This window comes from Faecalicatena orotica (assembly GCF_003149245.1).
Lineage (GTDB): Bacteria > Bacillota > Clostridia > Lachnospirales > Lachnospiraceae > Faecalicatena_A > Faecalicatena_A orotica.
Genome location: NZ_QGDL01000007.1, coordinates 250,470 through 274,817, shown reverse-complemented (window position 1 = coordinate 274,817; position 24,348 = coordinate 250,470). Strand labels below are relative to the sequence as shown.

19 protein-coding genes, 1 pseudogene and 1 riboswitch are annotated in these 24,348 nt (G+C 44.2%); of the genes and pseudogenes, 4 read left to right on the top strand and 16 right to left on the bottom strand.

The window, feature by feature from the left end; translation table 11 throughout:
- Positions 1-17 precede the first annotated feature (17 nt).
- Positions 18-126, bottom strand: a riboswitch (TPP riboswitch).
- Between the two features lie 161 nt (positions 127-287).
- Positions 288-1,991, top strand: coding sequence for a sensor domain-containing diguanylate cyclase (locus A8806_RS13010; RefSeq protein WP_109731630.1), 1,704 nt, complete (start codon positions 288-290; stop codon positions 1,989-1,991).
- Between the two features lie 40 nt (positions 1,992-2,031).
- Here the strand turns inward: A8806_RS13010 and A8806_RS13005 are convergent, their stop codons facing one another.
- Genes A8806_RS13005 through A8806_RS12985 form a run of 5 tightly spaced genes read right to left on the bottom strand, consistent with a single transcriptional unit; the run spans position 2,032 to position 9,980 of the window.
- Positions 2,032-5,892: a PAS domain-containing protein gene (locus A8806_RS13005; RefSeq protein WP_109731629.1), complete on the bottom strand. Its 3,861-nt coding sequence runs from the start codon at positions 5,890-5,892 to the stop codon at positions 2,032-2,034.
- 24 nt (positions 5,893-5,916) lie between these two features.
- Entirely contained in the window at positions 5,917-7,353 is a 1,437-nt protein-coding gene (locus tag A8806_RS13000; protein WP_109731628.1) for a DEAD/DEAH box helicase, read from the bottom strand.
- A 46-nt stretch (positions 7,354-7,399) separates the two neighbouring features.
- The gene (locus A8806_RS12995) at positions 7,400-8,323 is read right to left on the bottom strand and encodes a SufB/SufD family protein (RefSeq protein WP_109731627.1); all 924 of its coding nucleotides are present in this window, start codon (positions 8,321-8,323) and stop codon (positions 7,400-7,402) included.
- Positions 8,310-9,059: an ABC transporter ATP-binding protein gene (locus A8806_RS12990; protein WP_109731626.1), complete on the bottom strand. Its 750-nt coding sequence runs from the start codon at positions 9,057-9,059 to the stop codon at positions 8,310-8,312. Before A8806_RS12990 ends, A8806_RS12995 begins: the two co-directional genes overlap by 14 nt.
- A gap of 27 nt (positions 9,060-9,086) precedes the next feature.
- Positions 9,087-9,980, bottom strand: coding sequence for a LysR family transcriptional regulator (locus A8806_RS12985; protein ID WP_109731625.1), 894 nt, complete (start codon positions 9,978-9,980; stop codon positions 9,087-9,089).
- A gap of 222 nt (positions 9,981-10,202) precedes the next feature.
- Between A8806_RS12985 and A8806_RS12980 the strand changes: the two genes are divergently transcribed.
- Positions 10,203-11,210, top strand: a complete 1,008-nt coding sequence (locus A8806_RS12980; RefSeq protein ID WP_109731624.1) for a YeiH family protein — start codon at positions 10,203-10,205, stop codon at positions 11,208-11,210.
- Positions 11,211-11,300: 90 nt separating this feature from the next.
- On the opposite strand, the gene carB is transcribed toward A8806_RS12980, so the two are convergent.
- The 3 genes from carB to A8806_RS12965 form a co-directional block, all read right to left on the bottom strand.
- Complete coding sequence (carB, locus tag A8806_RS12975; protein WP_109731623.1) at positions 11,301-14,504, bottom strand: carbamoyl-phosphate synthase large subunit; 3,204 nt, start codon at positions 14,502-14,504, stop codon at positions 11,301-11,303.
- Positions 14,504-15,574 (bottom strand): carbamoyl phosphate synthase small subunit, encoded by a 1,071-nt coding sequence (locus A8806_RS12970; protein WP_109731675.1) that lies wholly within the window; start codon positions 15,572-15,574, stop codon positions 14,504-14,506. The genes carB and A8806_RS12970 overlap by 1 nt, the downstream gene beginning before the upstream one ends.
- Positions 15,575-15,734: 160 nt before the next feature.
- Positions 15,735-16,958 carry a transglutaminase domain-containing protein gene (locus A8806_RS12965; protein ID WP_109731622.1) on the bottom strand — a complete coding sequence of 408 codons (1,224 nt, stop codon included), beginning with the start codon at positions 16,956-16,958 and terminating at the stop codon, positions 15,735-15,737.
- Positions 16,959-17,230: 272 nt separating this feature from the next.
- On the opposite strand from A8806_RS12965, the gene A8806_RS26220 reads away from it, so the two are divergent.
- Positions 17,231-17,407, top strand: a complete 177-nt coding sequence (locus tag A8806_RS26220) for a hypothetical protein (protein ID WP_181368703.1) — start codon at positions 17,231-17,233, stop codon at positions 17,405-17,407.
- An 84-nt stretch (positions 17,408-17,491) separates the two neighbouring features.
- Complete coding sequence (locus tag A8806_RS26215; protein ID WP_181368702.1) at positions 17,492-17,641, top strand: hypothetical protein; 150 nt, start codon at positions 17,492-17,494, stop codon at positions 17,639-17,641.
- A gap of 113 nt (positions 17,642-17,754) precedes the next feature.
- Here A8806_RS26215 and A8806_RS12960 read toward each other — a convergent pair.
- From A8806_RS12960 to A8806_RS12925, 8 genes and pseudogenes are all read right to left on the bottom strand, one after another.
- Positions 17,755-18,348 (bottom strand): annotated as a pseudogene (locus tag A8806_RS12960) (peptidoglycan-binding domain-containing protein); the annotation flags it as partial.
- Complete coding sequence (locus A8806_RS12955; RefSeq protein WP_109731620.1) at positions 18,257-20,032, bottom strand: recombinase family protein; 1,776 nt, start codon at positions 20,030-20,032, stop codon at positions 18,257-18,259. The gene A8806_RS12955 and the pseudogene A8806_RS12960, both read right to left, overlap by 92 nt.
- Positions 20,033-20,099: 67 nt before the next feature.
- Positions 20,100-20,381 (bottom strand): hypothetical protein, encoded by a 282-nt coding sequence (locus tag A8806_RS12950; RefSeq protein ID WP_109731619.1) that lies wholly within the window; start codon positions 20,379-20,381, stop codon positions 20,100-20,102.
- A 476-nt stretch (positions 20,382-20,857) separates the two neighbouring features.
- A complete protein-coding gene (locus A8806_RS12945) occupies positions 20,858-21,253 on the bottom strand; it encodes an HI0074 family nucleotidyltransferase substrate-binding subunit (protein WP_109731618.1) in 396 nt (131 codons plus the stop codon).
- Positions 21,237-21,536: a nucleotidyltransferase family protein gene (locus A8806_RS12940; RefSeq protein ID WP_109731617.1), complete on the bottom strand. Its 300-nt coding sequence runs from the start codon at positions 21,534-21,536 to the stop codon at positions 21,237-21,239. Before A8806_RS12940 ends, A8806_RS12945 begins: the two co-directional genes overlap by 17 nt.
- 68 nt (positions 21,537-21,604) lie before the next feature.
- On the bottom strand, positions 21,605-22,195 hold the full coding sequence (locus A8806_RS12935) for a recombinase family protein (RefSeq protein WP_109731616.1): 591 nt from the start codon (positions 22,193-22,195) through the stop codon (positions 21,605-21,607).
- Positions 22,196-22,439: 244 nt separating this feature from the next.
- On the bottom strand, positions 22,440-22,826 hold the full coding sequence (locus A8806_RS12930) for a hypothetical protein (RefSeq protein WP_109731615.1): 387 nt from the start codon (positions 22,824-22,826) through the stop codon (positions 22,440-22,442).
- Positions 22,816-24,336: a leucine-rich repeat domain-containing protein gene (locus A8806_RS12925; protein WP_109731614.1), complete on the bottom strand. Its 1,521-nt coding sequence runs from the start codon at positions 24,334-24,336 to the stop codon at positions 22,816-22,818. Before A8806_RS12925 ends, A8806_RS12930 begins: the two co-directional genes overlap by 11 nt.
- Positions 24,337-24,348: the final 12 nt, after the last annotated feature.

Genomic DNA, 24,348 nt, shown 5'->3' with positions numbered 1-24,348 from the left:
AAACAGGTATATCCGCAAAGTCTGCTTCCATATCTCCCTACGTTGGCATTATCCAAATCAGGTTACGGGTCTAAGCAATACCAGCTTACTCTCAGCCTGCTTACGCAGGCTCCCCTTTTTCATATCATCGTTCTTAATTATACACTTTCCATCAATATTTTCAACCACAGACTCAATAGTTTTTTAAGATTATGAAACTCTGCCTGCCTCTATTTTCATTTCACACCGGTTCGAAAGTATGATATAATATCAGTCAAAGCGAATTGCAGTAGAAAGGAGGAGCATTCATGAATGAGCCAGGCCAAAAAGTAAATAAGTCCGGGCATATCTATTTGGGAGTCATCCTGCTCACCCTTCTTATATATACTTTTTCAATCGTGTCCTCCTGTTTACAGAATGATGCACCATACAGCCGGTTTCAGGACTCCGGAATTCGTTCTTTTTCTGAAGACTGGTACATTGCCGACAGTTCAGGAACTATAACAACAATTCCCGAGATCAGTAAATGGAAAGAAGATTCTCAGGGTCCCGTGACATTTTCTAAAACACTGCCGGAGCTCACGGACTATGACTGCCTTTTCATTGAAGTGAACTACACCTATATCAAAGTATTTGTCAATGATTTATGTATCTATGACTATTCTGCCGGCAAGATTAAGGCGCCATCAGGTATGACAGGACATTTTACTGCCCAGATTCCCCTGAATACAGACATGGGCGGACAGACCGTTTCGATTGAAGTCTATCAGCCTTACAAGCTTCTTCAAACCGGCTTGAATTCCATTAAACTTGGCACGGGGAGCGCTTACATCACAGACTATCTTTTTTCTCATATAGAATTGATTATAAGCCTGTTTTTTATGCTCATTACCGGCATATTCCTGCTGGCCCTTTATCTGTGGCAGAAGAACAGAGGCAGATGGGAGGGCTGCAGCATGCTGCGTCCCCTGGCATTTCTTCTTTTATTATCTGTAATCTGGGTTTTCACAGATTCCCAGCTACCGCAGTTATTCTGGAAGAACCCGGTCATTGTATGTGTACTTTCCTTTTATAGCTTTATGTCTCTGCCAATTCCTGTATTTTCATTTGTCGGTAAACTTTGCCCCGATAAATATGGCATACTGACCAGAGTACAATTCCTTCTGCTGCTTAATATAATGGTACAGGGTGTTTTATTTTCACTCAATATCTTCAGTTTTGTAGAAATGCTCCCTGTTACACATTTCCTGATTGTATTCAGTGTAATTGTACTTCTCATATTCCTGTTGAAGCGTTACAGGAAGGACCGGTCTCCATACGCCCGGCCTATGCTGGCAGCTCTGATCGTGCTGATCGTATCAGCCTTACTTTCTCTGATTCAGTTCTACATATCGCCCCAGACGGACAACAGCCGGTTTCTGCGGTATGGCTTTTTAATGTTTATCGGAATCATGGTTTATATCTGTATCCGGGTTATGCTAGCCTTCATGCATGATTACACAGAGCACCAGATTCTCAAGGATCTTGCTTATAGAGATTTCCTCACCGGGGTTGAGAACCGTCTTGCGTTTGAAAACCTGATGGACGAAATGCGGGGGGTTGATACGCCTGTTCCTATTTCGCTTTGTTCCTTTGACCTCAATAATTTAAAAGTTACGAACGATACCTTCGGACATAAAGCCGGCGACATCATCTTAAAGGCGGCGGCCCTGTGCATTACAGATACTTTTCAGGGACTGGGACGGGTCTTCCGCATAGGCGGAGACGAATTTGTCGTGGTCATTCAGTCCCCGGGTGTGGATCTGCCCGGCCTCATTGAGAAACTAAAAGACCGGATCGACAGGGAAAATGAAACCTGTGAATTTTCCTTTTCCGTTTCTTCAGGCTATGCATCATCTGAGGCCGCCTGTGGGAATGCCATGAATCTGCTGTTGAGGAAATCAGACATGGAAATGTACAAGGATAAGGCAGTATACCGGGAGCAGATACACAGGTGTATTGATGAAAATTAAACAGTAATGCAAAGGCCCCGGATACGCTCCGGGGCCTGTTTTATATCTGATTTAACTTCTTGTTCCTTGAAATGCATCTTCCTAAGAGCTCCATCATCTTATCTACGTCAATCGGTTTTGATAAGTGTCCATCCATACCGCTGTCCATTGATTTTTTCGTATCCTCATCAAATGCATTGGCAGTAAGTGCAATGATCGGTATTGATCTGGCATCCGCCCGCCGGGATGTCCTGATCCTGCGGGCAGACTCCAGACCGTCCATTACAGGCATACGGATATCCATCAGCACGGCATCGTACGTCCCAGGCTCTGCCCGGCAGTATGCCTCCAGCGCCCCAAGTCCATCAGATACACAGGTGACTGTGAATCCATGCATCTCGAGGATGGTCTTTGCGATCTCACTGTTCATTTCATTGTCTTCTGCTAAAAGAATATGGCATCCAGTAAAGTCCATAACCGGACCCTGCTGCTCATCCTGTTCATCCGTTTTTTTCTCTTCTTTTGCATAATCCAGTATCAGGGTAAAGAAAAATTCGGATCCTTTTCCAACTTCACTGCGTACTTCCAGTGTCCCGCCCATCATCTGAATGAGACGGCTGGATATGGAAAGGCCCAGCCCTGTCCCGCCGTACACAGCCGCCGTTGCAGAGTCTGCCTGTTCAAAGGCATTGAAAATACGCGACATCGCTGCCTCTTCTATTCCGATGCCGGTATCTGTCACGGAAAAACGCAGCACCGCTTTCGGCTCCTCTTCCAGTGTCTCTACGCGCACAACTACACTTCCCTGATCTGTAAATTTAATTGCATTTCCGATAATGTTGACCAGTACCTGATTCAGCCGCAGGCTGTCCGCTGCCAGACAGCATCTCTTACGATATTCATTTTCAAACAGCAGAGACAGATGCTTTTCTGCCGCCTGCACACGGAACATGGACTCCAAATTCATAAGCAGTTGGGGCAGATCCACGGCACTATAGCCCAATTCCATTTTGCCGCTCTCAATGCGTGACATATCCAGTATGTCATTAATAAGCTCGATCAGGTACGTGTTGGCCGATTCGATTTTCTCCAGGCATTCCCGCGTCTTTTCCCTGTCACCGAGCACACTTTTTGCAATCGTTGTCATGCCGCTGATCGCGTTCATGGGAGTCCGGATTTCATGGGACATTCTGGAAAGGAAATCCGTTTTTGCCTGACTGACCGCATCTGCTTTTGATTTCATGATAAACGACGGGACAATCTTGACCAGTTCTTTCAAAAGCTTTCTCTGCTCTTTCGTCCACTCATACCCTTCCTGATCCACCTCGAAGCTCATTGAACCCGCATACTCCCCGTAATTCCAGATACCCGCATGAAGGCAGGATGGAAAACGGGAAATTCCCTCTCTTACATTCTCCTGAGCCAGACCATCCTCATCATACATATGTGCACAGATATCAAAGTCTTCTTCCGAAGCATAAAAATCCTGCCCCAGCTGGAGGTCAGCCCTGTTACGTGCCCACTGGTAAGAAAAGTGATAGCTTAAATAAGCTTTGCTTGCCTCAATAATCGAGACCCTGTCGAAATGATAAGTCTTCCCAATTCTCGCTAGCAGCAGGAAAACAGCGTCATTCAGGTTCTTCGCCTTTCCCAGCAGATCGAGAGCAAAGGATACCAGATCGGCTGAAGCAGCAGGCCCTCCCGCCTCAATATCATTTACCAGATGTTCCTCTGTGTACAGCTGCGTTAAGAAAACCCCCAGTTCATTGGACGTATCCAGATAACATGCCGCCTTGCCCCTGTCATTTTCCTTTACATATTTCAAGGTACTCTCTGCACACCGGTAAAGCCCGTTGTAATCATCACAGACTTCGGTACTGCACATTCCGATGCTGACTGATACATGAACGTCTTTTTCCGTGTTCGTCAGGATATTGCGGACCAACCCTGCGATGCGCGGGCCGTTGACAGTGGCCTCACACTTATTGCTGTGTTTATAAAAAAGCATAAACTCGTCACCGCCAAGACGAACCTGAATATCATCCGGCCCGCTCTCCGCACGGAGGATGTCCGCGACCTCCTGCAGGATGGCATCTGCAAAAATACTGCCTTCCTTATGATTGATATCTTTGAAATTGTCCATATCAAGCAGCATCATGACCCCGTGGTCACCGGGTTCTCTGTTGTTTAAGAAGTCCAGAACACAGGCAATGCCGATTTCTTTTTTGTACAGCCCGGTAAGGCTGTCCCTTGAACGGGTCTCCAGAAGGGCCGCCTCTACTTCTTTCTGGCGGGTGATGTCCTCTACAATCCCAATCACAAGTCTGGGGGTTTTGTCTTCCTCACTTATAATTACAGACATGGTCTCCCTGCACCAGAAAGAGCCGTTCCTCCCCCGGAATTCACAGGAAGCTGTCTTAGCCCCCTTATGAATCTTCTCGTACATCTCATAAAAAGCAGGTCTGAATTCTGCGTCCACCAGATCCCTGGCGATACTCTCAGGCATATTCTCGTAAAGCTCCTGACACTGGTACATTTCGCATGTTCTTTTCGGTACCACACATTTTTCTGTCTCGGGATAGTAATAAAATTCACAGGTGGTCGTATGTTCCAGTGCGAGGTGGATGATCTCATTGCTGGCTTTTACCTGCTCCGACAGCCTGCTGCTGCGCAGTTCCGCTTTTTTCCGGGCATCAATATCAAGATATACACTCTGGATATATACATTGCCTTCTTTATCTTCCAGCACCTCCGCACTTCCGATGATCCAGCAGGGGGTGCCATCCTTCTGGCGTACCCTGTACTCGTACCGCCTCATATCTCCGGGCTTCTGCAGGCCGCGTGCCTCCCGGAGAACCTGGTCACGGTCCTCCTCCACAACCAGGCCCGCCAGATCCCACTCTTTGATCTTCCAGAATTCTTCTTCCGTATAACCGAACAGACGGACGGCCTCCCTGTTCGCCCTTATGAAAACCACCCGGCCGTCAGTGAGCCGGTATTGTACGATCCCGCACAGGACTGACTGGAACAGATGGTCATACTGTCCTGCCTGCCGTTTCTGTTCTTCTGCCTGCTCCTCAAGGCGCTGCCTCGACTCTATTTCCACAGTAATGTCACGCACTACACTGAGGCAGATATCACGCCCGTCCTCGGAGCGCCCCAGTTTTCCTACATCATTCACCCAGATATAACTGCCGTCCTTTTTCCGCATCCGGTACTGCACTTCATAAGGCCTGTCCCCCAGACAGGCATCTGTCACAATACTTTCAACCAGCCCGCGGTCCTCCGGGTGTACACAATTAATCAGTTTACCATCAATAGCTTCTGTGTACTCTTCATATGTATATCCCAGATAATCCAGCAGAAAATCATTGATATAATAAAGAGGGAAATCCGGCGGCTCCATATAGGCACCCATCATTCCCCCGGGGATGCTCCTTCCTATAATGTCAAGTGCCCTGCTCCCCAGCTGGTATTCCATCTCGAAACGGCTGAGACCTGAGGCCGGGAAGAATTCCCCTTCCTCCTGCCGGCTGTCAGGGGTTGACGCATGAACCGCTGCAATCCTGCATTCTTCATCCTTCTGTGACACACAGACCGCACTGACCCGGAACCAGATTATATCCGCGTCCATTTCGTCCGGATATACAGATGCTGTAAGCAGAACTGCGGCACACCGTTCTGAGATCAGGACCTCTTCCAGACTTTCATATTCAATATGGCATGATCCCGGTGCCTGTGAGAACTCCATAAGCAGAGCCTGCTTTGCCTGTTCCCTTCCGTAAACCATTTCCGACCTGCCTGTCCCGACCCACTGTACCTCTTCTGTCAGGCAGTCCATTGTTGCTTCTATATCTCTCTGGGTCAGATACGCGTCGAAAAACCTCTTGACCGCTCTGACTGCATCTCCCGGCTGGATCATATCCCCACCTCTTTCTCAGGCTGGCTACAGCCTTGTTTTTCTGACTTTACGTATCTTCCCCTTGATTGGTTTCGCCTGCAGACATTCTAACACCTGATTTCCTTTCCCGTTCAGAACTTCCACATAGCTTATGCTCTCCCTGATATCCACAATGCCGATATCGGACGCCTCCATCCCCTCAATACTACAGATCGTCCCTACAATATCTCCGGCACGCATCTTGGATTTACGACCGCCCCCGATTGACAGGCGGGTGATCCCTTCATTCAGGGCAGCTCCTTTTTTGGGCTTTGCTTCTGTTTTGATACGCTGGGATTTCCAGAATGCTTTTTCCTTTTCTTCCCCTGCCAGAGGCGCCTTAATTACCGGAAGCTCCCTCCCTGTATACTTCTCCACCTGTTCCAGCATCCTTCTGTCATCAACAGTCACAAGGCTGACGGCCGTACCGCATCTGCCATTTCTGCCTGTCCGGCCGATCCGGTGCACATAGGTTTCCTTCCCGGTCGGGAAATCGTAGTTCACCACATGGGTGATCTGTTCAAAATCAATCCCCCTTGCCGCCACATCTGTTGCAATCAGAAAACGAAAACAACCCCTCTTAAATGCGTCTACTGTCTTCAGGCGCTCCCTCTGCTCCATCTCGCCGTGCAGCATCCCACAGAATATCCGCCTTCTCCGGAGCTTCTGGAAAAGGACATTTGTCATCTCCCTTGTACCGCAGAAAATCATGCAGCTCTGCGGGTTCTCGTCGATAAGGACATCAAGCAGGGTTTCATACTTGCGTTCCTGGTCTGTCTCATACAGTTTCTCAGTAATTACTGGTTCCTGCTCATTTTCTGCTTCCTGAAACACAAGATCTGCATCCGGGATATATCCATCGGCAAGTTCCTGAATCTCCGGTTTCAGTGTTGCAGAAAACAGCGATACCCTGCAGCCTGCCGGGACCAGAGAGAGAATCTTCTTCACTTCATCTATAAATCCCATGTCAAGCATCAGGTCCGCCTCATCTATTACAAGCCATTCTACTTTAGCAAGCTTCAGACTCCCTCTTTCAAGGTGATCCATCATGCGCCCGGGCGTCCCTGTCACGATATGGGACTTCTGGCGCAGCGACCGGATCTGCTTGTCGATGGGAAAACCGCCGAACACTGCCACTGACTTCAGACGCTTTTTTCTTCCGATATGGAACAGTTCCTCGCTGACCTGAACTGCCAGCTCACGGGTCGGTTCCAGTACCAGTGCCTGGGGTGCATTTTCCTCCCACCTAATGTCTTCACAGATAGGGATGGCAAACGCGGCCGTTTTCCCGCTGCCTGTGGGGGCTTTTACGATAACATTCTTCCCCGCAAGCATAGGCGGAATCACTTCCCTCTGTATTCTGGTCGGTTCTCTGTATCCCAGACCGCTTAGTGCTTCCAGAATATCTTCTGAGAGCCTGTAATTGTTAAATTCATTTGTCATTCACTTTTTCCTTCTTCATTCCCGGCACTGCTCCTTCCTGCATGGATCAGTTCAGGAATGTTTCTATGATTACCGCCTCTGCCTCTTCCTCTGACAGTCCGAATGTCATGAGCTTTGTCAGCTGCTCACTATTGATCCTTCCGATCGCGGCCTCATGCACGATCTGGGCATCTACATGATTCGCATTGATTTCCGGGATCGAGCTGATCCGGGCCTGATCCATGATGATGGAATCACACTGCACATGGGCGTGGCACAGGGCATTTCCGACTGCCTTCGGGTGGAATACCTGTCTGGATGTCCCCCTCGCAACGGATCGTGAAACGATTCTGGCTGAACTGTTCTCACCATTTAACTGCACATCCATATTCGAAACCGCGGTCTGTGCCCGGTGCGTCATAAGCTTCTCTGTTACATACAGCTTCGCTCCCTCTGCCAGTTCGATAAAGCTTTCCCGCTCTGTGGAATCTACGCCTTTAATCTGCGTGGTCTCCAGCGTAAATACTGAATTCTCGCCCACATAAATCTTGGTGACAGGGTTCAGCACCTTATCCCCGCTTCCCGTTCCTTCCGCATAATGGTTCTCCACGTATTTCACATTCGCGTTCTTCCCTACATGGAAGGCGTGTATTCCGTCATGGCGGCTCTCGCTGCATCCGTCGTTATGGATTCCACAGCCGGCCACGATTGTGACGTCCGCCCCGTCTTCTATATAAAAGTCATTATAAACAACATCCTTCATGCCCGGCTCGGACATAACGACCGGTATGTGGACCTGCTCCTGTTCTGCCTCCCCACTGATATAAATATCAATCCCCGGCTTATCTTCTTTTTTTACGATCCTGATATGGCGGCTGTCACCGTGGCACACTGCCATGCCGTTCAGGCGGAGGTTAAAGGCCCCTTCCTGTTTAAAACCATAAGAATCAATGACTTTGAGTACGTTTTCCGCTACTTCATTCAGCTTCACAGATCTCACCTCCCTTTTGCATGCCGCATGTGCATGACTCTGCCTCCTGCCCGAAAAGCTGCGGCATGACCGTCTTGGCAGCCCCTATAGATTCTACCTTTCCGTCTGAAATGACCATAATACGGTCAGCCATCTGGATGATACGCTCCTGATGGGAAATCAGGATCAGGCTCTCCTTCTTGGCTTTGTGTATCTTCTCAAAACGTTTGATCAGCATGGAGAAGCTCCATAGATCGATTCCTGCCTCAGGCTCATCAAAGATACAGATGTCGTGTTTCTTTGCGAGTACCGTCGCAATCTCGATTCGCTTCATCTCCCCGCCGGAAAGCGTCGCATCCGCCTCCCTGTCAATATATTCCATCGCACATAATCCCACGCTGCTTAAGAGTGAACAGCACTCATCCTCGGAAAGCTTTGTTCCTGCCGCCAGAGATAAAAGCCGTCTTACGGTCATCCCCTTGAAACGCGGCGGCTGTTGGAATGCGAACCCCATGCCTGCTTTTGCCCGTTCATTGACCGACATGTCCGTAATATCCGTCCCATCCAGATAAATCTTCCCTGCCGTCTGCCTGTTGATCCCCATCAAAAGCTTAGCCAGTGTGGACTTGCCGCCCCCGTTCGGGCCGGTGATAACGAGCATCTCTCCGTCTTCCACCGAGAAGCTGACATCAGAGAGAATCTCAGACTGCCGGCCTTCTTCGGATACGTCATATGATAAATGTTCTACCTTTAACATCTTTGCACTTCCTTTTCTCCATGATAATCACAGTTTGGCTTCCAATTCAGAAAAACGCCTGAATAAAGCCTGATAAGTATCTGCGTAGATACTTCCGCGCCTCCAGATAAATGTAAAATCATGGCTGATCTGAAAATCCTTTAGTTCAATCTGCTTTAATTCACCGTTTTCCAGTTCTTCACGAACTGCGACTTCATATAAAAATGTAATCCCTAAGCCCTCTTTTGTCAACTCCTTAATCGTATGGAGGCTCCCTATTTCCGCTGTTTTCACGAAATCTTCCACACAAAAGTTCTTAGAGTCAAGATAGCGTTCCAACACCTCACGTGTTCCTGATCCCGGCTCCCTAAGAAGCAGCCTTTCGTCAAACAAGTCCTCCAGTCTCTTCACCTTTCTGTGAAATGGATAAGACGGACTGCACACTGCGATGTAATCTTCAGTTGAATAATGCAGAAAATCATATTCACTTTTTTTAAAGAACCCCTCTACAATTGCAAAATCGATGTCTCCGTGGTCCAGTTTGTGGAGCAGCTCCTGTGTATTCGCAACCTCCATGTGGAGATGCGCATCCGGATACACGCTGAGATACCGCTTCAAGATCCGCGCCATAACGATCTCCCCGACCGTCATCGTGGCGCCGAACCGGATATCCTGAAATCCTTCCGACAAATGCCGGATCTGGTTTTCCAGAGAAATCTCGTCATGCATCATAGTCATAGCCGCACTGCGCAGCATCTCTCCGGCCGGAGTCATCTTAAGCTTCTTCCCCTCATAGCGGAACAGCTTGACCTGATAGTGCTTCTCCAGATACCGTATATGCTGCGATACAGCTGGCTGTGTGATATTCAGTTCTTCTGACGCCCTTGTAAAATTCATGCACTGGCATACGGTCAAAAATGTCTCCATCCGGAAATCCTGCATAGTTCCCCCTCGTCTCACTGCTTTTCTATTTCTATCATAATATATTTTTATGATAAAATAAAGATATATAATTTTATTTTATAATTTTTTTATGCTACTATAAGAACACGGCAGGATACATCCAGAATTATCCAGTTTATGCATATGGTTACTGTATACCATCAGCTCAACTGCCGCGAAATTTAAATGTTATCTTAGTAAGAGGAATGGAGGATATTTATTATGAACTTTTTGAAAAAGAACGGACCGGGGCTTTTGTTTTGTCTGATGATTGCGGTGCCATCCTGGTTTTTAGGAAAAGCGGTGCCGGTCATCGGAGGTCCTGTTTTTTCTATATTAATCGGCATGGTCTTAACACTTCTGATCAGGCAGAAAGATACCGTACAACCGGGTATCACCTATACTTCCAAAAAAATTCTGCAGGCTGCCGTCGTATTTCTGGGATTCGGCATGAACCTGACAGAAATCCTTGCAAAAGGGCGGCAGTCACTGCCCATCATTATCTGCACAATCAGCACATCCCTGATTATTGCCTTTATCCTGTATAAAGCTTTAAAACTGGATCCGAACAATGCCATCCTTGTCGGAGTCGGCTCCTCAATCTGCGGTGGTTCGGCCATCGCGGCAACAGCGCCGGTCATCCGCGCAACAGATGAAGAAGTCGCACAGTCTATTTCTGTCATCTTTCTGTTCAATGTACTGGCCGCTTTGATCTTTCCGACATTGGGCGGGCTGCTCCACATGAGCAATGAAGGCTTCGGGCTCTTTGCCGGAACCGCCATCAATGACACCTCTTCCGTCACCGCGGCGGCTGCGGCATGGGACGGCATTCATGCAAGCCATACACTGGAAGCTGCCGCAATCGTCAAAATGACAAGAACTCTGGCGATTATCCCGATCACCCTTGCCCTTGCCATCTATGGGGAAAGAAAGGAAAAAAAGACCGAAGGATCTTCCTTCAGTCTCAAAAAAACGTTCCCGTATTTTGTCCTGTTCTTTATCCTTGCGGCTGTTGTAACGACCGTATTCCATCTTCCGGTCAGTGTCACAGCGCCGTTAAAAGAACTGAGTAAGTTCCTGATCATCATGGCGATGGCAGCAATCGGACTGAATACATATATTGTCACGCTCGTCAAGACCGGGGCAAAACCGATCTTCACCGGGTTCTGCTGCTGGGTCGGGATTACCGGGGTCAGTCTGCTGATGCAGCATTTCATGGGTATCTGGTAAAATTTCTGCATAAGAGAAAGGCCGGAATCAGACGTTATTGTCTGAATCCGGTCTTCTTTTTATCTGTCAGCTTCATGATCTTTTTGCTTATTATTGTACGGTAGCAATATCAATCAGGGTCAGTTTTTGGATATCTGTATTCTCCAGACTTGTAATCAGTGCCCTTGCCGTATCCATTGCAGTCAGTACATTTACACCTGTCTCGATTGCATTTCTGCGGATCACGAATCCGTCTCTTGAATGTTCCGCGCCCTGTGCCGGTGTGTCGATGACAAGATCGATCTCATGTCCTAAGATCAAATCAAGCAGGTTCGGGGATTCCTGTTCGATCTTGCGGACCGGAATCGCCTTGACTCCGCCCTCATTCAAAGCTTTGGCAGTACTCTTCGTAGCAAAAATACGGTACCCGATCTTTTCGAATCTGCGTCCGATCTCCACAGCCTCTGGCTTGTCTTCATCACGCACGGTCATGATCATGTTCTTGTATTTTGGCAGGTTAATTCCTGCTCCTAAGAATGCCTTATATAGTGCTTCGTCGAACGTCTTTGCGATACCTAAGCATTCTCCCGTTGATTTCATCTCCGGTCCGAGACTGATGTCTGCACCGCGGATCTTCTCAAAGGAGAATACAGGCATCTTGACCGCCACATAATCTGCTTCCCTCTGAAGTCCCGGTGTATATCCCAGATCCCTGATCTTACTTCCGATAATCACCTTCGTCGCAAGGGGTACGATCGGGATTCCCGTCACCTTGCTGATGTAAGGCACAGTACGGCTGGAACGTGGGTTTACTTCGATCACGTATACATCCTCTTCCCCGCATACGATGAACTGGATGTTGATCAGTCCGACCACGTGGAGGGACTTTGCAAGCCTTCTTGTGTATTCGGCGATTTTTTCTTTTGCCGCACTGCTTAAGCTCTGTGCCGGATACACGGAAATGCTGTCACCGGAATGGATTCCTGCACGCTCGATGTGTTCCATGATTCCCGGAATCAGGATGTCTTCGCCATCGCATACGGCATCTACTTCGATCTCTTTGCCCTGCAGGTATTTATCTACGAGGATCGGATGATCCTGTGCAATTCTGTTAATGATTCCAATAAATTCATCAATATCATGGTCATTGATGGCAATCTGCATTCCCTGACCGCCAAGTACGTAGGACGGCCTTACCAGTACCGGATAGCCCAGCCTGTTTGCAACTTCCTTTGCCTCCTCAGCTGTATATACGGTTCCGCCTGTCGGACGCGGGATCTGACACTCTTCCAGAATCTCATCGAACAGCTCCCTGTCCTCTGCCTTGTCTACATTTTCGGCAGAGGTCCCGAGGATCGGAACGCCCATCTTCATCAGGCTCTCTGTCAGCTTGATCGCTGTCTGCCCGCCGAACTGCACTACCGCGCCGTCCGGTTTTTCCAGATCCACAATGCTCTTGACATCTTCCGGTGTCAATGGCTCAAAGTACAGCTTATCAGCGATATCGAAATCAGTGCTCACGGTCTCCGGATTATTATTTACGATGATCGTCTCATAACCTTCTTTCGAAAATGCCCATGTACAGTGAACGGAACAGAAATCGAACTCGATTCCCTGGCCGATGCGGATCGGGCCTGAACCAAGTACAAGCACCTTCTTCCTGTCCCTTGTCTCTTCTACCTCATTCTCTCTTCCATATACGGAATAGTAATAAGGTGTCGCTGCCGCGAATTCTGCCGCACAGGTGTCTACCATCTTATAAGCAGCCACGATTCCGTTTTCATGGCGCATGTTGTGTATCTGCGTCTCTGTTTTTCCTGTCAGTTGTGCAATCACATTGTCCGGGAATTCGATCTTCTTCGCCTGTTTTAAAAGCTCCGGAGTAAGCTCCTGCGTTTTCAGGGCCTGTTCCATTTCCACAAGGATGGCTAATTTATCAATAAACCAGTTATCAATCTTCGTGATAGCGTGAATGGTCTCATAGCTGATGCCACGGCGCAGTGCCTCCGCGATTCTCCAGATTCGCATATCATCCACAATCGCAAGCTCCTCTGTCAATCCATCCACACTCAGACCTGTGAAATCATATGACATCAGGCTGTCCACATGCTGTTCCAGTGATCGGATAGCCTTCATCAATGCGCCCTCGAAGTTGTCACAGATACTCATGACTTCCCCTGTCGCTTTCATCTGTGTGGTCAGTGTCCTCTTGGCACTGATAAATTTATCGAATGGAAGCCTCGGGATCTTGACAACACAGTAATCCAGCATTGGCTCAAAGCTTGCGTATGTCTTTCCGGTAATCGCGTTTTTGATTTCATCCAGCGTGTATCCCAGTGCAATCTTTGCCGCTACTTTCGCAATCGGATAACCTGTCGCCTTGGATGCCAGTGCGGAGGAACGGCTTACACGGGGGTTTACCTCGATAACACAGTATTCGAAACTCTCCGGGTGAAGTGCATACTGTACGTTACACCCACCGGTGATATTCAGCTCACTGATGATGTTCAGTGCGGACGTACGCAGCATCTGGTACTCTTTATCCCCCAGTGTCTGGGACGGAGCCACAACGATACTGTCCCCTGTGTGTACGCCGACCGGGTCAATATTTTCCATATTACAAACGGTAATGCAGTTTCCATTGGAATCACGCATCACTTCATACTCGATTTCCTTCCAGCCGGCGATGCAGCGCTCTACCAGAACCTGTCCCACGCGTGAGAGGCGGAGTCCGTTTGAAAGGATCTCTACCAGCTGTTCAGAGTTGTCTGCGATACCGCCGCCGCTTCCTCCTAATGTATAGGCAGGACGCAGTACGACCGGATAGCCGATCTCATTTGCAAATGCAAGGCCGTCCTCGACATTTTCCACGACCAGAGAGGCTGCAACAGGCTCGCCGATCTTCTCCATTGTCGCTTTGAATTCCAGACGGTCTTCGGCCTTCTTGATCGTCTCTGATGTTGTTCCGATCAGGCGTACATTATTTTCTTTAAAAAATCCTGCCTCATCCAGCTCCATAGCAAGGTTCAGGCCTGCCTGTCCCCCGAGTGTCGGGAGCACGCTGTCAGGCTTTTCTTTTTTAATCAGCTGTTCCACAACTTCTACGGTAAGCGGTTCGATATATACACGGTCCGCGATGTCCTTATCCGTCATGATGGTAGCCGGGTTGGAGTTCAGAAGAACAACCTCGATTCCCTCTTCTTTCAGGGAACGGCACGCCTGTGTTCCGGCGTAATCAAATTCTGCCGCCTGTCCGATAATAATCGGACCGGAACCGATGACTAATACTTTCTTTATACTTTTATCTCTTGGCATTATTTCGTTCCTCCCATCATTTCTATGAATCTGTCAAAAAGGTACCCTGAATCCTGCGGTCCCGGGCATGCCTCCGGATGGAACTGTACGGTAAAGATATTCTTTCCCAGATATTCCAGGCCTTCATTTGTCCCGTCATTTACATTGGTGAATGCCGGCACGGCCACATTCTCATCCACACTGTCTGTATCCACGACATATCCGTGGTTCTGGGATGAAATATACACGCGGTTTGTCTTCAGGTCTTTCACCGGGTGGTTTCCTCCCCTGTGTCCATACTTCAGCTTATGTGTGGACGCACCCGTAGCAAGAGCCATCAGCTGATGTCCCAGACAAATAGCAAAAACAGGAATATCTGTATTGTATAATTTCTTGATTTCTTCGATAATAGAAATGCAGTCGGCAGGGTCTCCGGGACCATTCGAAAGCATAATACCGTCAGGATTAGCTGAAATGATTTCTTCAGCAGTTGTGCGGGCCGGATAAACAGTCACTTCGCAACCACGTTTATTTAAAGAGCTGGCAATGTTATTCTTTGCGCCTAAATCAAGGAGAGCAACTTTTTTCCCGTTTCCTTCGAGAACATATTTCTCAGAACATGTCACTTTGGAAACAACATCCCCTACCTTGTAGGCCTTCAATCTCGGAAGGATCTCTTCCAGGTCATAATTCTCATTCGTCGTGATCATCCCATTCATGGTACCCTTTTCTCTCAGTATCTTGGTGAGTGCACGGGTATCTACATCTGCAATTCCCGGAATGTCCTGCTTCTCAAGAAAATCCTGTATCGTACCTTCACAGCGGAAGTTGCTCGGCACACGGGATAATTCTCTTACAATATAACCATCCGGCCATGCTTTTTTAGATTCCATGTCGGGCGTAATCCCGTAATTCCCAATCAGCGGATAGGTCATGACGACTGCCTGTCCCGCGTAAGAAGGGTCGGTCAGTACTTCCAAATACCCAGTCATAGAGGTATTAAACACGATTTCACTAATCATCTCTCTCTTCGAACCTATGCTTATTCCTGTAAACACGGTTCCGTCTTCTAATATCAGAAACGCTTTCATATGTTCACCTATTCCCTTCATATTTTACAAAACAAAGGCACTCGTGGAGTCTTCTTGTGTCCAGAGCGCCCATGTGCTCAAATTGTAAAGATTATACTACAATTCAAATCATATTTCAACATTTTTTTTACGTGGATTATTTCCATGCTGTTCCTGCGTGCTATTCATAATTCCAGTAAATTGTTATTTTGTCCATTACCGCATCCTCGATATACGTATACTGCACAGACACCAGCCCGTAATAATCCAGCAGATTCTGCACGGCCCTCTTCACCAGGTCATCCAGAACCATGTCATGGGCCTCCTCATAGAGACTGTCGCTGGCAAACTTACAGGTAAAAGAACTCTCCATATTATAGATAGAATTATTCATGTCCAAAAGGAGCTGGTCCGGGTCAAATGTTTCATAATACATGCCGTTCAGTCTGTAATAATTTAAATCCATCGAATTGCACTGGGGATATGTGACAAAAGTATCCGCCGTATGGTTCTTCATGATCTCCGCATCGCTGCAGCACAGATAATCATAATTGATGCTCTGCTCCGGGGGCGCTTTGCCACCCTCAGCCTCGATAAAAACAGGGTCTCCGAAAGTAACATCCATTTGATAGTATTGCCCGCCGCAATTCACGATATTCCATGCATGTGCGCCCTGACCTGGGATATTTCCTGTTACATAAATACATTCTATGCCAAGCCTATTAAGCAGGTACTGGGCCCCCCGGGAATACCCGGCGCAGACAGACGATTTGCCTGCCAGTGAGCTGTAAATCGTCTGGTTATCCGGAGCATCCAGATTATAATCCACCGTGTTCACGAGATACTCGAAAACATATTTGATCTTATCATATTCAGACATGTCCCCGCTGATCCCCGTAAAACATTCCTGCACGGCCAAATCTATTTCCGCCTGCTTCTGGTCCTTTTCCCCGCCCGTATAAGTATAGACCGGCCGGACCTCGGAATACGCCTCGTAACCTGTCATCTGCATCTCCCCGCTGCACCAGAACAGCTGGGGCATATCACACAGGATGTACCGGCTGACCGTCTTGACTGCCTCCATATCCGGGGTGTGCATATATATCACATCCGAAGTATCCATCAGCCCCTGGTACAGCTCTTTATACAGCGCCTGTTCCTCCTCATTCAACTGCCGGTAATAATACCCGCCTGAAACATCCTCTTCCTGGACACTGACCGCCTCAAAAGGCACCCCCGCCGTCCCGGATGCCTTCTCCCTGACCGTCTGGATCACTTCCCCCGTAGATGCAAAAATGTCCGGGAGAAGCCTCTTTACAACTCCCCCCAAGCCCGCAAAAATACAAACTACCATCAATATGGCCAGAAACACCGGCCATTTCCTTCTCTTCCTTCTTCTCGCCATATATTTACCCCTTCCCGGACCCCCGCCTTCACCGCAACAAAACGCTGCCTGCAATCATTATAGTTCAGGACGTAATAAAGTTCAAGTTTACTACGTCCCTAATTGAGTTTTGTGGTGTACCAGAACGCTTTCAGTGGTGTACCCATTTGTAGTTTTTTATTATTTTTCCACTTTTTATTCTCTATAATGTGTCAATTATCCACCTTTCTTAACAACTTTTTAATTTCCTCTCTGTTATTTTTATGTTATTATACTGTGAGGGGGTGATACCAATGATGCATGTATTTTATTGTATAAAATGCAAGAAATACCACTATACCAATAATAAATCGCACGCTCTTTGCTGTGAACAGCCCATGTATTATGTAGATGTAGATTTCACAGAATTTGTCAGGATGAATAAGAGTGAACGAGAGAATTTTCTGCAGCTTTATTCTTTGGCAAAATAGGACTATCGTTTTACTTTTTCACCCTTTTATACATATTCACACTGCTTTTGTACACAATATATGAAAAAGGTAAGGTGAATGATTATGAGAGAAATCAAACTGCCCTCCAAGGCTACAGAAGCGAATGTATACGATGATGATAATATTCCGGAGATTGACCTGCCCGGGAAGAATGGTCTGAAGAATATCATTCCTGATGAAGTGCCGCCAAGGGAGGGGCCTGGCGGTGAGTAGTACGCTCCCGCATGTTCAGGCCGTGTAATTTAAAAAACCTGAAAACGGATGATTTGAAAATGTTCCGTTTCCAGGTTTTTTCTTAGTTGTGTTTAAGAAGCCATAACACTCTTTTACACTAATTCTGCTATTCTTGATACTCCAACGTATATCTCGGATATTTTGTACCATGTCCGGTAATCAACTGTTCCTGTCTGTGGTAATCCGAATACGGACTGAAATACTTCTACGGATGCTGCCGTAGCCGGGCCGTATATTCCGTCGGCCTCTATTTTCGGAATTGCGGGGTATGCCCCTGCTATGACATTTAACTGTTCCTGCATTTGTCTTACTTTATCGCCACTGGATCCTATCTCAAGGGTATATCCCGGCCATGATGACGGGATTCCGGATATCTCCTGGGCGGTGTTGATGTACATGTCGTCCCCGTAATAGTATCTGAGAATTTCGATCGGGGTATACCCCTGGTCACCAAGGGCTTTTGAACCCCATTGTGTCATCCAGTTTGGACAACTTACCCTCCGGCCGTCACAGTACTGTGTCAGAATCGGCTGTCTTACATTTGGGCGGGACAGATAGTCGGCAAATAACTCATCTACAATCACGGAAATCGTATCAAATACGTTTCTTTCCGGTATCCATTTGTGGTCGAATGCAGTAGAGGATGTAATTGTAAAATCGTATCCTTTGTTCCTGTACCGATTCGTTATCGGTCATTCGGGATTGTGTTAGGAAGTTATCAAGGTTGATTTTAAACCGGATAACCACCTCATCCTCTGTCATATCTATACGCTCAATCAGTTTATTAACAAGAACACGCTTTGTAGGTGTATCCGCACTTAAAAATATTTCCTGCCATGTAGGAATTTTACTTCGGAGGGTTTCCCAATCATCAATGGATACCGTAGTATTTTGTAATTCCGTTTCTATCTGTTCTACAATTTCTGCCTGTTTCTGTTCATTCTGCTTTTGTTTTTCTATGTTATGTACTAAATCCTCAAGAGATAGGATATAAGTACCTGTCATAGCTTCTGGAATTTTATCTTCCATTATATCAATATTCTTTTTAATAGTATCAAGCTTCTGCTTCTCCTGCAATAGCTTTCTTTCCTGCTGTTTCTTTTCTTTATTTTGGTTGTCCATAATCTGTTCAAATACATTTTCATTTTCCTGTAACTTGCCAATATATTCTGCAAGGGCTCCAAACACAATCGGTTCAACCTTATCTGCCCGAATCTGTTTCCAAGGTTCATGGGGAACCCCCTGCCATACATTCTGACACTTATAAATAGCCTTCTTGGATGTTCTTCTTTCTCCTGTAGCTTTAATTGTCCAGTAGTCATATTTTGTTCCATTTGTCATTTTACGTCCGCAATAACCACAATAAGCTACATCAATCAGAGCCAGCATTCCGTCATTTCTTGAAATTACAGTAGCTCCTTCGTTCTTTGGATTTTTGACATACTTTTTAGCTCTCTCAGTCCTCTTGATTTGAACCTTTTCCCATAATTCCTGTTCTATAATAATATATTCTTCGATTTGTATTTCCGAATAGGTCCAATCTTCTCTATTTAAACTGCGATGTTTCCCATTTAAAGATTGACGCCTGTTATATGTGGGATAACCTGCATAAATTGGATTTGTGAGTATACTGGTGATTGTTCCACTTTTCCATACGTCGTTTGGCGCCATTGCTCTATATCTATCATCTTCATTCAGTGTACTTGCAATTTTTCCAGAACCAAACTCTTTGTGAAAAGATAGGTTATAAATGTATTTCACTACCTCAGCTTGTTCAGGAACTATAACAAGTTGATTTATCATCCGCTGACGTTTGGTTATAATATCGGAAAGTTCAAATCTATAACCATAAGGGGCCTTCCCACCTAAAAATCTCCCTTGCTGAACCAATTTCTGTGCAGTATCTCTTACCCTGAGACCAGTATCAGAACTACTTTTTTGAGCCATCCCATAGCGCATGGTCAACATCATTAGTTCTGTAACATCATTTGGGTTTTGAGGGGTAATCATTTTATCCTTGACTGTATAGACATCAACTCCAAAATTTTTTAACGACATGATATAGACAGGTACTTCAAACATTCTTCTTCCAAGCCGGTCATCTTTATAGGCAGCCAATATATCATATTCCCCATTTTCAGCATCTCTTAATGCTTCTTGCAGGACATCTCTGTCAGTGATAGAATTTTTATATCCACTGTTACTTCCCTCAAAATATTCCTTGGAATCCAATATCCAGTCAGAATGTTGCCTTATATCTTCTATAACAATCTCTCGTTGAATACCTAAGTCACCATCGGCTTCTAACTGTTGGTCTGAACTTACACGTAATAATATTCGTACTACCTTTTTCTCCTGTTGTTTTTTCATGATTTTTACACCCTTTCTTAAATGATTTTTGAATAGAGCAGAGGAAAATCCTCTGCTCTATGATAAGTTATGAAATTTTCATCATTTGTTCTTGAAGAAGATTTGATAAAATCTGTTTAATCTCTTCATGTATAACTGCTTCATCATCCGAATTATCGGGAAATTCAATAATAACCTTGAATCCCTCTCTTTCTGCTTCTAACTTCTTATAGATTGATTCTGACATTGCCTGCTCCGTTGGTTTACTGCTTATTACATAAATATTCCGAGCAGACTTGTCACATTCATTTATACCAGAGCCAGAGTATTCGTCTGGATTTCCGGGGAGAGTTGTTATTTTAGAATCCATAACACACCTCCAAACTCGCACAGCTATATACCTTATGATGTGATAAGCGGAATCCCTTTAAGTAATATGATGTTATTATATGTTCTTTCCAAGGGAGAAATAAAGATAAGTTTTTGAAATGATTCCTTTTCATAGAGCACCTCCAATAAAAATTATTGTTGATGCCTTTAGTTTTGCGGAGAACCGCAAGGAGAAAGACAATCTGAAATGGTCCTTATAATTTTTTCTGTGGTTTTGAAATTCTGTTGTGTATTAACTACTATCAAACATATTATGACACCGTCCTTTTTTTACTTAATAACTGTATTCATTGTTATATTCGTACAAGTTTGTATTTAGAAGAAAAAAGACCTGAAAATTTGTATTTCGTCATAATGCACAAAAAACCACTTTGAAACGAATCTCAAAGTGGTTTTTTGTTGATAATCATCAAATATGTTATTCTTAAATCTGAGTAATATAACACCAAATATATTTTACAAATAATCCTTATATTTGCTTAGTATGCTCTCCCTTATTGACACAAATACCGGAATATATTCCTTCAGGATTCTTGCCGCCAGTTCTTTTGCCATATTTCCATTATATACATGGCTTGTATCATTTCTGTCTTTCAGCATATGAAGCCAAATAGTTTCATCCATAAAATCAAATATGCGATAGGCTTCTTTAATAATATCTCTCGGTGAGCCTGTCTTTCCAATTGAACTGCCTTCATATAGAACTAATTCCTTCAACACTTTCCATCCAAGTTCAAATTGAACGGAAAACTTATCTATAATACCTGAAACAATAAATTCATTCTGAATATCTTCTTTATATGCTTTCTCCAAAACAGCCAAATTGCTACAATAATTATCGAATTTTCTCATATAATGTAATTCCATCCTTTCTGATATTTTTCAATAATTCTTCATCTGCTTTTGACATATCTACAATGTCATATTGCAACAAGGTATCTGTTTTCTCATCCACATCCAATGCAAAGTCCACGATATTCTTCCCCTCTACCGCTAAATCAATATCACTTTTTTTCAGATAATCCCCTCTGGCTCTCGAGCCAAACAATATAACCCGTGAAAGATCATAAAACTTTGCTAAATCTATAATTTCTTCTAAAACTTGCTTGCGTATTCCTGTTTTTTCTGAACACATAACATTTCCAATCTATCTGTTTTTTACTATTATACACAAAAGAACCTCTAAATTCAACAAGCGTCACTTTAAACATCCTCTACCATGCTTAAATATTTGTAAATCGTAGGATAGGAAAGAGAACATAGCCGTGAGAAATCTTTTTTATTGATTTCACCTTTTTTGTATTTGGGGTAATGCTTATAGAAAACACTTGGAATATTGTCTACAGTAGTAACCGGTCTGCCAATAATCTTTCCTTTAGATTTTGCATTTTCCATTCCGCTTTTCACCCTCTGACTTATCATATTCCTTTCAAGTTCAGCAAATACTCCCATCATTTTCAACATTCCCTCTGTCATGGGGTCAAGTTCCTTACTGCAATCAACTACGAAACTCCCTATAATTAATTTAATCTGTTTATCTTTTGCAAGTTCTATAATATCACAAAGTTGTTTTGTACTACGGGTTATACGACTGACCTCTGTGGTAAGAATAGTATCACCGTGTTTCACTACATTTAATAACTTAAAGAGTTCCGCCCGGTTCGTCTTTGTTCCGCTTTCATACTCCAAATATATAGTTTCCTCTGTAGCACCTAATTGTTTTAATTCCCTAACCTGTCGTTGGATATCCTGTAATTCCTCATTTGTTGAACATCTGGCATAACCGTAAATCATTTTACCACCTCATCTTTAGTTAATGTTTACGTATTATAAGATATAAACGAAAAGGGGTCAACTGTTTCTTTTATATATAGGGGATAAAAAACAACCGCAATCGGATATGATTACGGTTGTTCTGGATTCTTAAGAAATATAAACAAAAAGAGATGTTTATTTTTATAGCAGAAAGATTTCTTGTAATAATTATGTTTGTTGAATTATCTGCAAAATTCAAATAGTCTATAATAACTACTTTTTGTTATGTGAGAGATACTCTTTGAAAATCAATATTACATCCATTGAGACCAAATGCAGATTTTATTGCCTTTCTCGCTATCAGATTATTATAGATAGTTTCACTGCAAATAATATAAAAGCATTGTGTTCTTAGATCATAGACAACACTTCCATGTTCATATACATCATATCCAAGAGCATAAACATGTTTTTGTTCTTCCTCATTTTCTATATAATCTTCTACAACTTTTCTCCACAGGGTCATATGATTGTCAGACATGCTGAATTGACGGTATGAACCATTTAATACAGCGTCATTCAAAGAACAATATATTCCCCATACCTGCCCATTGTCCGTATACCACCAGTTTCCAACACAGGGGGAAAACATTTTTACATTACTCTTCATTTTTACACTCCCTTATAACTAATTGTGTACCGGAACAGTCTAACTGTTTTAAAGAAGTACTCTTACTGACATCTAGTTCTTTTAGTTTTGTATTATTACATTTTAAACATTCCAAAGAAGTATTTTTGCTGATATCTAGCTCTGCAATTTCTGTCCAGGAACAATATAACTGTTTTAAAGAAGTATTCTTGCTAACATTTAGCTCTGTGATTTTTGTATCACCACAGTCTAGACATTCCAAAGAAGTATTCCTACTGTTATCTAGTTCTTTTAGTTTTGTATGATTACAGTCTAAACATTCCAAAGAAGTATTTTTGCTGATATCTAGCTCTGCAATTTCTGTCCAGGAACAGTCTAGCCATTCCAAAGAAGTATTTTGACTGACATCTAGCTCTGTGATTTTTGTATCATCACAGTATAAATTTTTCAAAGATATATTTCTGCTGACATCTAACTCTGTAATTTTCGTATTGGAACACTGTAACCTTTTTAAAGAAGTATTTCTACTGACATCTAGCTCTGCAATTTGTGTCCAGGAACAGTCTAACTGTTTTAAAGAAGTATTCTTGCTAACATCCAATTCTGTTATATTTGTATCACCACATTTTAAAAATCCCAGAAAATTATTCCTACGAATATTTAACTCTGCAATTTCAGTTTCTGGACAGTATAACTCTACCAAAGATATATTTCTGCTGACATCCAATGCTATGATTTTTGTACCACTACAGTTTAGGACTTCCAAAGAAGTATTTTTGCTGACATCTAGCTCTGCAATTTGTGTCCGAGAACAGTCTAGCCATTTCAAAGAAGTATTTTGACTGACATCTAGCTCTGTGATTTTTGTATCATCACAGTGTAAATTTTTCAAAGATATATTTCTGCTGACATCTAACTCTGTAATTTCTGTATTAGCACAGTTTAAATTTTCCAAAATAGTATTTTTGCTAACGTCCAGTTCTGAAATTGCTGTGTTAGAACATTCTAAACATTTTAAAAAAATATTTCGGCTAATATCCAACTCTGCAATTTCTGTATAGAAACAGCCTAAATATTCCAAAGAAGTATTCCTGCTGACATCTAACTTTTTAATTCCGGTTAGAAAACAGCGTAACACTTTTAAAGATATATTCTCCCTAATATCCAATTCTACTATTTGTGTTTCTGAACAATCTAAATATTCCAAAGAAGTATTCCTGCTGACATCCAATCGTGCAACTTTAGTTCTGGCACATTTTAAAGTTGTCAGAGCAGGAAAATACTCGATTCCATCCAAACTAGTAATCTGGTAATTATCTTTAACATTAAATTCCGTTATTGAATTGATTTCATCTTGTGTCAAAACACCGTTATTATCTTTGTCAAAGTTTGTGGTTATATAGTCTCTGAATATTTTGTCTGGAAAATTTTTTGCATTAATTTCAACGTCACCTTTTGTCAAGGTACTGACATTATTCTCAACAATAAAACTTTTTATCTCTTCTTTTCTTCCCTTAGTTAATTCACTCAATATCACATACCT

Bases quoted from the DNA above. Each gene is read 5' to 3' on its own strand.
- A8806_RS12945 (WP_109731618.1), bottom strand. From the start codon at position 21,253: ATGAGAAAATTCGATAATTATTGTAGCAATTTGGCTGTTTTGGAGAAA.
- carB (WP_109731623.1), bottom strand. From the start codon at position 14,504: ATGCCAAGAGATAAAAGTATAAAGAAAGTATTAGTCATCGGTTCCGGT.
- A8806_RS12935 (WP_109731616.1), bottom strand. From the start codon at position 22,195: ATGATTTACGGTTATGCCAGATGTTCAACAAATGAGGAATTACAGGAT.
- A8806_RS12950 (WP_109731619.1), bottom strand. From the start codon at position 20,381: ATGGATTCTAAAATAACAACTCTCCCCGGAAATCCAGACGAATACTCT.
- A8806_RS12940 (WP_109731617.1), bottom strand. From the start codon at position 21,536: ATGTGTTCAGAAAAAACAGGAATACGCAAGCAAGTTTTAGAAGAAATT.
- A8806_RS26215 (WP_181368702.1), top strand. From the start codon at position 17,492: ATGAGAGAAATCAAACTGCCCTCCAAGGCTACAGAAGCGAATGTATAC.
- A8806_RS12930 (WP_109731615.1), bottom strand. From the start codon at position 22,826: ATGAAGAGTAATGTAAAAATGTTTTCCCCCTGTGTTGGAAACTGGTGG.
- A8806_RS13010 (WP_109731630.1), top strand. From the start codon at position 288: ATGAATGAGCCAGGCCAAAAAGTAAATAAGTCCGGGCATATCTATTTG.
- A8806_RS12990 (WP_109731626.1), bottom strand. From the start codon at position 9,059: ATGTTAAAGGTAGAACATTTATCATATGACGTATCCGAAGAAGGCCGG.
- A8806_RS12980 (WP_109731624.1), top strand. From the start codon at position 10,203: ATGAACTTTTTGAAAAAGAACGGACCGGGGCTTTTGTTTTGTCTGATG.
- A8806_RS12985 (WP_109731625.1), bottom strand. From the start codon at position 9,980: ATGCAGGATTTCCGGATGGAGACATTTTTGACCGTATGCCAGTGCATG.
- A8806_RS12970 (WP_109731675.1), bottom strand. From the start codon at position 15,574: ATGAAAGCGTTTCTGATATTAGAAGACGGAACCGTGTTTACAGGAATA.
- A8806_RS26220 (WP_181368703.1), top strand. From the start codon at position 17,231: ATGATGCATGTATTTTATTGTATAAAATGCAAGAAATACCACTATACC.
- A8806_RS13000 (WP_109731628.1), bottom strand. From the start codon at position 7,353: ATGACAAATGAATTTAACAATTACAGGCTCTCAGAAGATATTCTGGAA.
- A8806_RS13005 (WP_109731629.1), bottom strand. From the start codon at position 5,892: ATGATCCAGCCGGGAGATGCAGTCAGAGCGGTCAAGAGGTTTTTCGAC.
- A8806_RS12955 (WP_109731620.1), bottom strand. From the start codon at position 20,032: ATGAAAAAACAACAGGAGAAAAAGGTAGTACGAATATTATTACGTGTA.
- A8806_RS12965 (WP_109731622.1), bottom strand. From the start codon at position 16,958: ATGGCGAGAAGAAGGAAGAGAAGGAAATGGCCGGTGTTTCTGGCCATA.